This window comes from Streptococcus suis (assembly GCF_046032115.1).
GTDB classification, from domain to species: Bacteria; Bacillota; Bacilli; order Lactobacillales; family Streptococcaceae; genus Streptococcus; species Streptococcus suis_AJ.
In genome coordinates this window covers 1-13,466 of sequence record NZ_JARQOZ010000049.1, presented here as the reverse complement: position 1 = coordinate 13,466, position 13,466 = coordinate 1, and the positions used below count along the sequence as shown (strand labels likewise).

Annotated in this window: 13 protein-coding genes; all 13 read left to right on the top strand. The window is 37.6% G+C overall.

Annotated elements, in window-relative coordinates:
• Nucleotides 1-79: 79 nt before the first annotated feature.
• The 13 genes from P7J36_RS10740 to P7J36_RS10680 all read left to right on the top strand — a co-directional run bounded on the left by P7J36_RS10740 (nucleotide 80) and on the right by P7J36_RS10680 (nucleotide 12,883).
• Nucleotides 80-283: a DUF951 domain-containing protein gene (locus tag P7J36_RS10740; protein ID WP_029172631.1), complete on the top strand. Its 204-nt coding sequence runs from the start codon at nucleotides 80-82 to the stop codon at nucleotides 281-283.
• Nucleotides 284-386: 103 nt separating this feature from the next.
• Nucleotides 387-746, top strand: a complete 360-nt coding sequence (locus P7J36_RS10735) for a helix-turn-helix domain-containing protein (protein WP_222337311.1) — start codon at nucleotides 387-389, stop codon at nucleotides 744-746.
• Nucleotides 747-829: 83 nt separating this feature from the next.
• Nucleotides 830-1,945: a redox-regulated ATPase YchF gene (gene ychF / locus P7J36_RS10730; protein WP_408552100.1), complete on the top strand. Its 1,116-nt coding sequence runs from the start codon at nucleotides 830-832 to the stop codon at nucleotides 1,943-1,945.
• Between the two features lie 158 nt (nucleotides 1,946-2,103).
• Nucleotides 2,104-2,673 carry an aminoacyl-tRNA hydrolase gene (gene pth, locus P7J36_RS10725; RefSeq protein ID WP_167787042.1) on the top strand — a complete coding sequence of 190 codons (570 nt, stop codon included), beginning with the start codon at nucleotides 2,104-2,106 and terminating at the stop codon, nucleotides 2,671-2,673.
• On the top strand, nucleotides 2,673-6,167 hold the full coding sequence (gene mfd, locus P7J36_RS10720) for a transcription-repair coupling factor (RefSeq protein ID WP_408552099.1): 3,495 nt from the start codon (nucleotides 2,673-2,675) through the stop codon (nucleotides 6,165-6,167). Before pth ends, mfd begins: the two co-directional genes overlap by 1 nt.
• 49 nt (nucleotides 6,168-6,216) lie before the next feature.
• The gene (locus P7J36_RS10715; RefSeq protein ID WP_004194330.1) at nucleotides 6,217-6,489 is read left to right on the top strand and encodes an RNA-binding S4 domain-containing protein; all 273 of its coding nucleotides are present in this window, start codon (nucleotides 6,217-6,219) and stop codon (nucleotides 6,487-6,489) included.
• Entirely contained in the window at nucleotides 6,476-6,844 is a 369-nt protein-coding gene (locus P7J36_RS10710; RefSeq protein WP_004194327.1) for an FtsB family cell division protein, read from the top strand. Before P7J36_RS10715 ends, P7J36_RS10710 begins: the two co-directional genes overlap by 14 nt.
• Nucleotides 6,841-6,954, top strand: coding sequence for an SP_0009 family protein (locus P7J36_RS10705; protein WP_004194325.1), 114 nt, complete (start codon nucleotides 6,841-6,843; stop codon nucleotides 6,952-6,954). Before P7J36_RS10710 ends, P7J36_RS10705 begins: the two co-directional genes overlap by 4 nt.
• Nucleotides 6,955-6,966: 12 nt before the next feature.
• A complete protein-coding gene (locus P7J36_RS10700; protein WP_408552097.1) occupies nucleotides 6,967-8,247 on the top strand; it encodes a serine hydrolase in 1,281 nt (426 codons plus the stop codon).
• Complete coding sequence (gene tilS / locus P7J36_RS10695; protein WP_408552095.1) at nucleotides 8,248-9,516, top strand: tRNA lysidine(34) synthetase TilS; 1,269 nt, start codon at nucleotides 8,248-8,250, stop codon at nucleotides 9,514-9,516.
• 7 nt (nucleotides 9,517-9,523) lie between these two features.
• A complete protein-coding gene (hpt, locus tag P7J36_RS10690; protein ID WP_014735203.1) occupies nucleotides 9,524-10,066 on the top strand; it encodes a hypoxanthine phosphoribosyltransferase in 543 nt (180 codons plus the stop codon).
• A 21-nt stretch (nucleotides 10,067-10,087) separates the two neighbouring features.
• A complete protein-coding gene (gene ftsH / locus P7J36_RS10685) occupies nucleotides 10,088-12,061 on the top strand; it encodes an ATP-dependent zinc metalloprotease FtsH (RefSeq protein ID WP_408562451.1) in 1,974 nt (657 codons plus the stop codon).
• Nucleotides 12,062-12,412: 351 nt separating this feature from the next.
• Nucleotides 12,413-12,883 (top strand): sigma-70 RNA polymerase sigma factor region 4 domain-containing protein, encoded by a 471-nt coding sequence (locus P7J36_RS10680; RefSeq protein ID WP_002936602.1) that lies wholly within the window; start codon nucleotides 12,413-12,415, stop codon nucleotides 12,881-12,883.
• Nucleotides 12,884-13,466 lie beyond the last annotated feature (583 nt).

Below are 13,466 nucleotides of genomic sequence, written 5' to 3'. Positions count from 1 at the left end.
TAGTCAAGTTAACATTATTACACTCATTAAAAATTTGGGATTGAAAAATCCCCATAAACTTATTTTACGAGGAGGAAGTATGTATCAATTAGGATCTTTTGTCGAAATGAAAAAACCTCATGCCTGTGTCATCAAATCGACCGGCAAGAAGGCCAATAAGTGGGAGGTTATCCGTCTAGGAGCGGATATTAAAATCCGCTGCAGTAATTGTGACCATGTCGTTATGATGAGCCGGCATGATTTTGAACGAAAAATGCAACAAGTGCTGCCGAGTGAAGCCTAGTTGACAGTTTGCAACTGCTGGTTGCGGTTTTTTCCTAACAAGTGCTAGTCAACTGTTCTTTTCTACACTATAATAGACTTAGAAAAAAGAGGAGGAAATGATCATGAAGCAGTTAGCACAGCAAATTCGAGTTTTACGCACAGCCAAGAACCTATCTCAAGATGAGTTGGCAGAGAAACTCTATATTTCCCGTCAGGCTGTTTCCAAGTGGGAAAATGGCGAAGCAACGCCAGATATTGATAAACTGGTCCAGCTGGCAGAAATCTTTGGTGTCAGTCTGGATTATCTGGTTTTAGAGAAAGAGCCTGAGAAGGAAATTTTGGTGGAACAAAGAGGAAAAATGAATGTTTGGGAATACTTGAACGAAGAATCCAAACGACCTCTTACAAGAGGAGATGTTGTCGTTCTCATTTTTCTTGCAGTTATGCTTTTAGGTGGATTATTTATTCAGCATTATTTTTAACGAAGCTTGCCAATCGGCAAGCTTTTTCTCTATTTTTCTGCTATAATAGTCATGATTGAATTTTTAATTGGAGAGTAAAAAACATGGCTTTAACAGCAGGAATCGTCGGTTTGCCAAACGTTGGTAAATCAACCCTATTTAACGCGATTACAAAGGCAGGAGCAGAGGCTGCCAACTACCCTTTCGCGACCATTGATCCAAACGTCGGCATGGTAGAAGTGCCCGATGAGCGTTTACAGAAGTTGACAGAACTCATCACTCCTAAAAAGACAGTGCCAACGACCTTTGAATTTACCGATATTGCTGGTATCGTAAAAGGTGCCTCTAAAGGTGAAGGGCTTGGAAATAAATTCTTGGCCAATATCCGCGAAGTTGACGCCATTGTCCATGTGGTGCGTGCCTTTGACGATGAAAATGTTATGCGTGAACAAGGCCGTGAAGATGCCTTTGTGGACCCTATCGCAGATATTGATACCATTAACCTAGAATTGATTTTGGCGGACCTAGAGAGCATCAACAAACGCTATGCCCGTGTAGAAAAAATGGCCCGTACGCAAAAAGACAAGGATTCTATCGCAGAATTTGCAGTCCTTGAAAAAATCAAACCTGTCTTGGAAGATGGAAAATCTGCTCGTACAGTTGACTTCACAGATGAAGAACAAAAAATCGTTAAGCAACTCTTCCTCTTGACCACCAAGCCAGTCCTCTATGTTGCCAACGTCGATGAAGACAAGGTAGCAGATCCTGAGTCTATCAGTTATGTTCAGCAAATCCGTGACTTTGCAGCAACAGAAAATGCAGAAGTAGTGGTGATTTCTGCGCGTGCTGAAGAGGAAATTTCAGAACTCGACGATGAAGACAAGGGTGAGTTTTTGGAAGCCCTCGGCTTGACAGAATCTGGCGTGGACAAATTGACCCGTGCAGCCTATCATTTGCTTGGACTTGGCACCTACTTTACAGCAGGAGAAAAAGAGGTGCGTGCATGGACCTTCAAGAGTGGTATGAAAGCCCCTCAATGTGCTGGCATCATCCACTCAGACTTCGAAAAAGGCTTTATCCGTGCCGTCACCATGTCCTATGATGATTTGATTCAATACGGCTCTGAAAAGGCAGTCAAGGAAGCAGGACGCCTCCGTGAAGAAGGCAAAGAATACGTGGTTCAAGATGGGGACATCATGGAGTTCCGCTTTAACGTATAATAGATAATCAGGTTGGAATGTATTTTCCAGCCTTTTGGTATTTCTAGTCGTTTAGTTTGCTTTTAGTACTAGGCAACGAACCGTAGGCAGTACTAGAGTACGGCAAGGTGAGTTAACGAAGTAATAAAAGATAAACTGAGTGACGATAAGGAGAAAAAATGACACGATTAATCATAGGCCTAGGAAATCCTGGGGACCGCTATTTTGAAACCAAGCACAATGTTGGCTTTATGTTGTTGGATAAGATTGCCAAGCGTGAAAATGTGACTTTTAGTCACGATAAGATTTTCCAAGCGGATATTGCCACAACTTTTATTGACGGTGAGAAAATCTATCTAGTAAAGCCAACGACCTTCATGAACGAATCAGGCAAGGCTGTCCATGCCTTGATGACCTATTATGGTTTAGATGAGACAGATATTTTGGTGGCTTACGATGACTTGGACATGGCTGTTGGGAAAATTCGTTTTCGTCAAAAGGGTTCAGCTGGTGGCCACAATGGGATTAAATCCATTGTCAAGCACATTGGAACACAAGAATTTGACCGCATTAAGATAGGTATTGGTCGTCCAAAAGGAAAGATGAGCGTTGTCAATCACGTCTTATCTGGATTTGATACAGAAGACCGTATCGAAATCGACTTAGCACTAGATAAACTTGACAAGGCTGTCAACTTTTATCTGGAAGAAGATGATTTTGATACCATTATGAGAAAGTTTAACGGATAATGAATATACTAGATATACTTCACAAGAACAAGCAGATCAATCAATGGCAGTCTGGTTTGAACAAATCAACACGTCAGTTACTATTAGGATTGTCTGGAACCAGTAAGTCATTAGTCATGGCGACTGCCTATGATAGTTTGGCTGAGAAAATAATGATTGTAACGGCTAGTCAGAATGAAGCGGAGAGGTTGGCTACAGATTTATCAGCCATTATAGGTAGTGAGAATGTTTACAACTTCTTTACAGATGATAGTCCGATTGCAGAGTTTGTTTTCGCTTCTAAGGAACGGACGCAGTCAAGAATTGATAGCTTGAATTTTCTGACCGATTCAACTCAGTCAGGAATTTTAGTTGTCAGCATGGCTGCATGTAGGGTACTTTTACCAAATCCAGAAATTTTCAAACAGTCAAAGATTCAAATTGAGGTTGGACAAGAAATTGAAGTTGACAAACTTGTAAAGAAACTTGTCAATACAGGCTATAAAAAGGTGTCCAGAGTTCTAACTCAGGGAGAATTTAGCCAACGAGGGGACATCCTAGATGTTTTTGATATGCAAGCTGAGGCTCCCTATCGTTTAGAATTTTTTGGAGATGAGATTGATGGCATTCGTATCTTTGATGTTGACAGTCAAAAGTCTTTAGAAAATTTGGATAGCATCAGCATTGCTCCAGCATCGGATATTCTTTTGACAGCTACTGACTATGAACGGGCTTGCAGTAGTATTGAAACAGCTATTGAACAATCGTATATAGAAGAGCAGCAGTCTTATTTACGGGAAGTTTTGGCGGATATGCAAACAGAATATCGTCATCCCGATTTACGAAAATTTCTCTCATTTTTATATGAACAATCTTGGACATTGTTGGATTATTTGCCAAAGGGCTCTCCCTTATTTTTAGATGATTTTCATAAAATCGCTGACAAGCAGGCTCAATTCGAAAAAGAATCAGCAGAGTTGTTGACAGATGATTTACAAAAGGGTAAATCAGTGTCAAGTTTAAACTATTTTGTATCTACCTATTCGGAATTAAGAAAATATAAACCTGCCACCTTCTTTTCAAGTTTTCAAAAAGGTTTAGGTAATGTAAAGTTTGATGCTCTCTATCAATTCACACAGCATCCTATGCAGGAATTTTTCCACCAGATTCCACTGTTAAAAGATGAATTGACTCGGTATGCGAAGTCAAACAATACCGTTGTTATTCAAGCAAGTTCTGAAGCGAGTTTACAGACTTTACAAAAATCTTTACAGGAGTATGATATTCAGCTACCTAGCTATCCATCGGATAAATTAGTAGAAGGTCAGCAACAAGTGACCATTGGGCAGTTAGCTTCTGGATTTCATTTGATGGATGAGAAGTTAGTTCTCATTACTGAAAAAGAGATTTTTAATAAAAAGATTAAGCGTAAGGTCCGTAGAACAAACATTTCTAATGCTGAGCGCATTAAGGACTATAGTGAGCTAGCTGTTGGTGACTATGTTGTTCACCATGTTCACGGGATTGGCCAGTATTTAGGGATAGAAACCATTGAAATTTCAGGTATTCACCGTGATTATGTGACAGTTCAATATCAAAACTCCGATCGTATTTCTATTCCTGTAGAGCAGATTGATCTCCTTTCCAAATACTTAGCGTCTGATGGAAAAGCTCCAAAGGTCAATAAACTAAACGATGGTCGGTTCCAACGAACCAAGCAAAAAGTTCAGAAACAAGTTGAGGATATTGCGGATGATTTGATTAAGCTTTACGCGGAGCGTAGTCAGCTGAAAGGCTTTGCCTTTTCACCAGATGATGAGAATCAGATTGAATTTGACAACTACTTTACACACGTGGAAACAGATGATCAACTCCGTTCCATTGATGAAATCAAAAAAGACATGGAAAAAGACTCTCCAATGGACCGTCTGTTAGTAGGAGATGTTGGATTTGGTAAGACAGAAGTAGCCATGCGGGCTGCCTTCAAAGCTGTCAATGATGGCAAGCAAGTAGCTATTCTTGTTCCAACAACTGTTTTAGCCCAGCAACATTATGCTAATTTCCAGGAACGATTTGCTGAATTTCCTGTCAATGTGGACGTCATGAGTCGTTTTAAAACAAAGGCAGAGCAGGAAAAAACGCTTGAAAAGCTAAAAAAAGGTCAAGTTGACATCTTGATTGGTACCCATCGCCTTCTATCAAAAGATGTTGTTTTTGCTGATTTAGGTTTACTGGTTATTGACGAAGAGCAACGGTTTGGTGTCAAGCATAAGGAACGTTTGAAGGAATTGAAAAAGAAAATTGATGTTCTGACCTTGACTGCAACCCCAATTCCTCGTACTCTACAAATGTCTATGCTAGGGATAAGAGACTTATCAGTAATTGAGACTCCACCGACAAATCGCTATCCTGTACAAACTTATGTGATGGAAACAAATCCTTCCGTTATCCGAGATGCAATTTTACGTGAAATTGATCGTGGAGGACAGGTTTACTATCTTTACAATAAAGTTGACACTATTGAACAGAAAGTGTCTGAATTAAAAGAATTGGTTCCAGAAGCTACCATAGGATACGTTCATGGTCAAATGTCGGAAATTCAGCTAGAAAATACCCTTTATGCCTTTGTAGAAGGTGAGTATGATATTCTAGTGACCACAACAATCATCGAAACAGGTGTTGATATTCCAAATGCTAATACACTGTTTATTGAAAATGCAGATCATATGGGACTGTCAACTCTTTATCAACTTAGAGGACGTGTTGGCCGTTCCAGTCGGATTGCCTATGCCTATCTCATGTACCGTCCAGACAAGTCCTTGACAGAAGTAGCTGAAAAACGCTTGGAAGCAATCAAGGGCTTTACAGAACTAGGATCAGGTTTCAAGATTGCCATGCAAGATTTGTCCATTCGTGGTGCGGGAAATATTTTAGGTGCTGCTCAGTCAGGTTTTATTGATTCTGTGGGATATGAGATGTATTCACAATTGCTGGAACAAGCCATCTTGGAAAAACAAGGTAAGGCAACCCAACGTCAGAAGAGTAATTCAGAGGTCAATTTACAGATTGATGCCTATTTACCAAGTGATTATATTGGTGATCAGCGACAAAAAATCGAAATTTACAAGCGTATAAAGAATATTGACAGTCGTGTAAACTATCAAGAATTACAGGAAGAATTGATTGACCGTTTTGGAGAGTATCCTGATGTAGTAGCCTACTTGCTTGAAATCGGTCTATTGAAGTCATTTTTAGACCAAGTTTTCTGTCATACAGTTCTTAGACGACAACATCAAGTGACAGTAACATTCGAACCTATGGCTGGTCAAATTTTCCTAACGCAAGATTACTTTGAAGCTTTATCTGTGACAAATTTGAAAGCTCAGATAACGGAAAATAAAGGAAAACTAGCTGTTGTGTTTAACATTCAACAGAAAAAAGAATATGAAATATTAGAGGAATTAATTTCTTTTGCCGAAAAATTAAAAGAAATTAAAGCAAGGAAGGCAGAATAAATTTCTCAAATACCTTGAAAAATGGTAAAATAGTGAACTGAGGTAAAGTATGAGACTAGATAAATATTTGAAAGTATCCCGCATTATCAAGCGTCGAACAGTTGCGAAGGAAGTTGCCGATAAAGGACGAATAAAAGTCAATGGGATTTTGGCGAAATCTTCAACAGATTTAAAAGTAAACGATCAGGTTGAAATCCAATTTGGTAATAAACTACTCACTGTAAAAGTACTTGAAATGAAAGATTCGACTAAAAAAGAAGACGCACTGAAAATGTATGAAATTATCAGTGAAAAAAGGATAGAAAAAGATGAAGAAATCTAAAATTCTACAACTGAATAATGCCTTTATTCAGTCGGAGCGTAAAAAAACTCAGCATCAATTGGCAGAACGCCAACAAAAAAATCGTTTTATGGGTGCGATCCTCATTCTAGTTATCTTTCTTTTTATGTTGCCTGCCTACAATCTTGTTGGGACTTACACTAATATTCAGCAGCAGGAAAAGAAACTTGCTGAATTGGAAAAAAATTACGAAGAACTGACCAAAGAACAGAAGCAGGAAGCAGAGATGGTTGCAAAATTGAAAAATGAGGAATACGCAGCAAAGTATGTTCGGGCTAAGTATCAATACTCTAAAGAAGGGGAATTTGTCTACAATATTCCAGGGTTACCAAAATGACCGAATCTATTTTTAAAATTGTAGAGCAATTTTTACAGCATTCTGATGAAAAATTAGAAGAGTTGAATCAAAAGAATAGAGAATTAAAGTTAGAAGAAAATGAATCGTAGAAAGGAGGGAGTATGCAGAAGAAACTGCTCGTATGGTTACTGCCAGTTTTATTTGGATGGCAGGTGGTCGATAGTACAGAAATACCATTTGAACTCACAGCGCAAGAAGAATACGAATTGACTCATACTATCTATGATCAGTATTTTCAAACTATCCCTCAAAACCCCAATGTTTTTCAAACTGAGAATCTTTATTCGGATGAAGAACTGACTATAGCAGGTGGACAATTACAGCCGAACCAACATTTTTCTATTACGGATGTTCTAGTCAATAGCAAAAAAGAATTGGTTTTCCAAATAGATGACAAGGGTTACATTCTTGCAAGTAGGCATCTACTATTTGATGATGTAATTGTTACAGAAACTACTGTTGAGCAAACTTATTGGACAAAAAAAGGTTTCACATTGTTAACCTCACCAATTGCTAACGAAGCTACGGAAATAAAAAATGATTTACAAACCTATCAAGCTGTTATGGTTTCTAAAATCGTAACAACTTCCCTAGGTGATTTTGCCTATGTTACAGATAAAGGTTGGATTGCAGTAAATAATCTTTCTAAAACGGATAATAGAGTAGAAGCCGTTCAAGAGTTGTTGACTAACAAATATTCCAAAGATACTATTGGTATATATGTGAAACAATTGTCAACAGGTCAAACTGCAGGTGTAAATCAAGAGAAACTATTCTATTCTGCCAGCATTGCTAAGCTACCAATTCTTTATTACGTTCAAGAGCAACTGAATGCTGGGTATATTGATTTGACTACTAAAGTGAAATATACAGCCGAATCTATATCCTTCCCAGGAGCTTATGTTGCTGGAGGAAGTGGTTCACTGTCAAAAACTCCTGACAACAAAGATTATTCAGTGGAAGAATTGATCAATAAGACTGCTAAAGAGTCAGATAATGTAGCTAGTAATTTACTTTCTTATTATGTAGCTAACAAATTCGATTCTAATTTTTATCAGGTAATAGCTGCTAAAACAGGTAGTGAGTGGAGTATGGTTACACGTGAAACTTCAGCTGAGATCGCAGGGAAAATGATGGAAGCCTTATATATTCAAAATGGCTATGTGCTAGAAAGTTTGTTATCTACTCAATTTGATAATCAACGTATTTCGAAAGACATCTCAGTTCCAGTTGCTCATAAAATTGGCGATGCAGATGATGTCAAACACGATGTAGCGATTGTTTACGCAGGGTCTCCTTTTGTTTTATCTATTTTTACAGATAAATCAAATTATGATGAGATTACACAAATTGCAAATGATATTTACGGGATTTTAAAGTAAATGAAAGATAGATTTTTAAAAGTGACACTGGATGGTCACTTTTTTGATAAACATAAGAAAGTACTAGTAGCCGTATCTGGTGGGTTAGATTCTATGAACCTATTCCATCTTTTATACGAATGCAAACAAGTGTTAGGGATTGAACTTGGCATTGCCCATATTAATCATGGACAGAGGGAAGAATCTGTCATTGAGGAAAAATATCTTAAACAGTTAGCAGAAGAATGTAATGTTCCTTTTTATCTGTCCTATTTTAAAGGTGTTTTTTCAGAAGAAGCGGCGCGAAAATGGCGTTACGCATTCTTTGCGAAAATCATGGAGCAGGAAGGCTACACCGCACTGGTAACAGCCCACCATGCAGATGATCAAGCAGAAACTGTCTTTATGCGATTGATTAGAGGAGGGCGTTTACGTCACTTATCAGCAATTCAACCGACTCAGCCTTTTGCAACAGGAGAACTTATTCGACCACTTTTATCTTTTAAAAAGGCAGATTTTGATAAGCTATTTCATTTTGAAGATTGCAGTAATGCAGATTTCAAATATTTTCGAAATAGAGTCAGAAATGACTATTTACCAAAGTTAAAACAGGAAAATCCTAAAATCGAACTTGCTCTCAATAATCTTGCAGTTGATACAAATAATCTATTTCAAGCGCTAAGAGATTTGACACAGGATTTATCCGTCACAGATGTGATGAGTTTTCAACAACAGACACCTGCGGTACAAAGTTATCTATTAGAGGAATATTTGGAAAATTTTCCTGATTTACAGCTCTCTCGTCCACAATTTAATGAAGTATTACACATCTTGCGTTCAAAAGCTAACTACTATCATTTATTGAAAAATGATTACATGTTAGAGAAGGATTATCATAGTTTTCAAATTTATAAAATAGGACCAGAGACGGATAGTCAACCAGAAAAAATCATGATAAAATCAGAGGGTATTTTTTCTTACGGTTCATATATTTTTTCTCTCAATCATCCTTTGGAAGAAGCGGATAGTATTTTATATTTTCCTACAGAAAATCCAATTGTAGTGAGGAGAAGGCAGGCTGGGGATACCATTTTAATAAACGGAGTAAATAAAAAACTCCGCCGTTGGTTTATTGATAATAAAATCTCACAGAAAGTTCGACAAAATGCGCTTATTATCGAGCAGAATGGAGAAATTTATGGAATTACGAATCTTGTTAGCAGTGATTTGAGTAAATCAGTAAAAAATGATATAATCAAAGCTACCTTATATATAAAAATGAAAGAGTAGAACAACTATGTTGGACAAAGATATTAAGAAAATTCTTGTTTCAGAAGAAGAAATCGTTGCAAAATGCAAAGAACTCGGTCAAATTCTAGCAACAGACTATGCAGATAAGAATCCTATTCTTGTAGGAATTTTAAAAGGTTCTATCCCATTTATGGCAGAATTAATGAAACATATTGATGCCCATGTAGAAACGGATTATATGGTTGTTTCTAGCTACCATGGCGGAACGGAGAGTAGCGGTACCGTTAAGATTATCAAGGATTTGGACAATAGTGTTGCAGGTCGACATATCATCTTCGTAGAGGATATTATTGACACTGGTCGCACATTAAAAGAGTTGAAAGAACTCTTTGCTTTGCGTCAGGCAGCTTCTATTAAAATTGCCACTCTTCTTGATAAACCAGAAGGTCGTGTTGTTGAAATCGAGCCAGACTACACTTGCTTTACTATTCCAAATGAATTTGTAGTTGGATTTGGCTTAGATTATGATGAAAATTATCGTAATCTTCCTTATGTTGGTGTACTCAAAGAGGAAGTTTACACAAAATAGAAAAAGGTTTCCTACTATATTATGAACAATCAACCAAATAAAGGATTTATAAAAAATCCTTTTCTCATTATTCTCGTTATTGCCACTATTGTTACAGCCTTTCAATTTTTTAACGCTGGTCAGCAAGTAGCAACTCAAGAAATCAGTTATTCACAAGTAGTAACTGAATTGAAAAATAATAATGTATCTGAAATTACTTATCAACCAAATTCAAGTGTTATTGAAATTACTGGTAAGTACAAAACAGAACAGGAAGCTAAAGATGAGTTAGCTTCATCTATTAAGTTATTCCAAGTTTCTAGCAAAGTTAAGTATAAAAACTTTAAGTCACTAATTTTACCGTCAGAAACGAATTTGTCAGAGCTACAAGCTCTTGCAAATGAAAACGGAGTAAAGGTTACTATTAAACCTGAAAGTTCAAATGGACTTTGGTTAAATATCGTCTTTAATTTGTTACCGCTTATCATTGCTGGTGTATTCTTCATGATGATGATGAACCAGGGTGGTGGCGGAGCTCGAGGTGCCATGAACTTTGGGCGAAACAAGGCAAAAGCTCTTGAGCAAAGCAATATTAAGGTTCGTTTCTCGGATATTGCAGGTGCAGAAGAAGAAAAACAAGAATTGGTAGAAGTGGTAGAATTTTTGAAAGATCCTAAACGCTTTACCAAACTTGGTGCCCGTATTCCAGCAGGTGTCTTATTAGAGGGACCTCCAGGAACAGGTAAAACTCTTTTGGCAAAAGCAGTAGCGGGTGAAGCGGGTGTACCATTCTTCTCCATTTCTGGTTCAGATTTTGTTGAAATGTTTGTTGGTGTCGGTGCCAGCCGTGTTCGTTCATTATTTGAAGATGCAAAAAAAGCAGCACCAGCCATTATTTTCATCGATGAAATCGATGCTGTCGGTCGCCAACGTGGTGTCGGCATGGGTGGCGGTAACGACGAACGTGAACAAACCCTCAACCAACTCTTAATTGAAATGGATGGTTTTGAAGGGAACGAAGGGATTATTGTCATTGCCGCAACCAACCGTAGTGATGTTTTAGACCCTGCCCTTCTTCGTCCAGGTCGTTTTGACCGTAAAGTATTGGTTGGTCGTCCGGATGTTAAAGGACGTGAAGCAATCCTTAAAGTTCATGCGAAGAATAAACCACTAGCAGCAGATGTAGATTTGAAATTAGTAGCACAACAAACACCAGGATTTGTTGGTGCAGATTTAGAGAATGTTCTTAACGAAGCAGCCCTTGTAGCTGCACGTCGAAACAAGAGTGTCATTGATGCTTCAGATATTGACGAAGCAGAAGATCGTGTCATTGCAGGTCCATCTAAGAAAGACCGTCAAGTTTCAGTCAAAGAACGCGAAATCGTTGCCTACCATGAAGCAGGTCATACAATTGTTGGTCTCGTACTATCAAATGCACGTGAAGTTCACAAAGTAACAATTGTTCCCCGCGGTCGCGCAGGTGGATACATGATTGCCCTTCCTAAAGAAGATCAAATGCTTCTATCTAAAGAAGATATGAAGGAGCAATTGGCTGGGCTTATGGGTGGTCGTGTAGCAGAAGAAATTATCTTTAATACTCAAACCACAGGTGCCTCAAATGACTTTGAACAAGCTACACAGATGGCGCGTGCTATGGTTGCAGAATATGGTATGAGTGAAAAAATGGGACCAATGCAGTATGAAGGCAGTCATGCAATGTTTGCTGGACAAACAACTCAAAAACATATTTCTGAGCAAACTGCATATGAGTTAGATAATGAAGTACGTGATTTGTTAAATGAAGCTCGCAACAAAGCGGCTGAAATTATTCAGTCTAATCGCGAAACTCATAAACTAATCGCAGAAGCATTGCTCAAATACGAAACCCTAGACAGTGTTCAGATTAAATCTCTCTATGAAACAGGCAAAATGCCAGAAAATATTGAACGTGATGATGAAGATGTTCATCCCCTTTCTTATGAAGAGGTAAAAGAGAAAATTAATACGAAAGAGTAGTATAAAAATACTCTGGGCAAGACATTCCATAACGGATCTGCCTTCACTCTCAACCACTAAAATAACCACAAAGCCTTCGCTAAGTACATAATCTTGGCGAGGGCTTTTTTACATGATATACATCAGAAACAGGGCATTTACAAGAAAAACGAATCAATAGTTATTTATCTCAATCTTAGAACTATACCAAATAACTCCCTTCTGAAGCAGAATGCAATGTTTACCATAGAGTATCAATAGCAAATGTACTTTAAAAAAGAAAAATCAAATAAAGTATGCTAGACAAAAATGTCCTGTAGAAAGACAGCACTTTTCGATAAACTTAAACCATCAACAAAAGGAGATTAAGAAATGGAATTCGAAAAAGTGTACGCAAGCGTCAAAGGTATTGTAAACAAGGCTCGAAAAGAGTTTTACATTAAACTATGGGATCGAGATGATTGGGAACAAGAAGGAATGATGACCTTGTTTGAATTGTTGGAAGCTCAACCGTGGCTAGTTGATGAACAAGTTCAATTATATTGTTATTTTAAAGTCAAGTTCAGAAATCGAATCAAAGATCGTATCCGCAAACAGGAAAGTCAAAAACGCAAGTTTGACCGAATGCCACATGAAGATATTCACGAATTATCTCATGCAATACAATCACCGGGATTGATAAACGATGAACTATTAATGTTGAGAGGTGCCTTGAGAGATTATCGAAAAAATCTGAGTAATGATCAACTTGATAAATACGAAAAATTAATTAGCGGACAATGTTTTAATGGTCGTCGTGAAATGATACGTGATTTACAAATTCATTTGAAAGACTTTCGCTAAAGCTAGTCACTAACATTATGTTAATCGAATTAAGAAATTGGGCAGAAGCACCATAAAAAGTTCTGTTCAGTTTCTTTTTATATAGGTTATAGCACAGGAAGAAGGAATAGGAGAAAAAACAAAGTATCTACAATAGAACTTTCAATAGAACTTTCAGTGTAAAAAATCCAAAAAATATCAAAAACCCGGTTGACAAAGTATATAAGTCGTGATAGAATAAATGAGTTGTCTCTTGAGGGACTAGTTAACAAAGGAACGAAAAAAAGTTTCGAAAAAGTGTTGACAAGTCTATCAAAAGATGATAGAATGATTGAGTTGTCTCTCGAGGGACTAGTTAACAGAGGAACGAAAAAAGTTTCAAAAAAAGTGTTGACAAAGTTCACAAGAAATGATAAACTAAGATAGTTGTCGCGAGAGCGCGATAACGACAAGACCTTTGAAAATTAAAGAAGACGAACCAAACGTGCAGGGTGATTTATCTAAGGATAGATCGTCAATGACAAAACAAAACAATAAAACGGAAAGCTAGCAATAGCTTGAGTTTGAATCAAAACTTTTTATGAGAGTTTGATCCTGGCTCAGG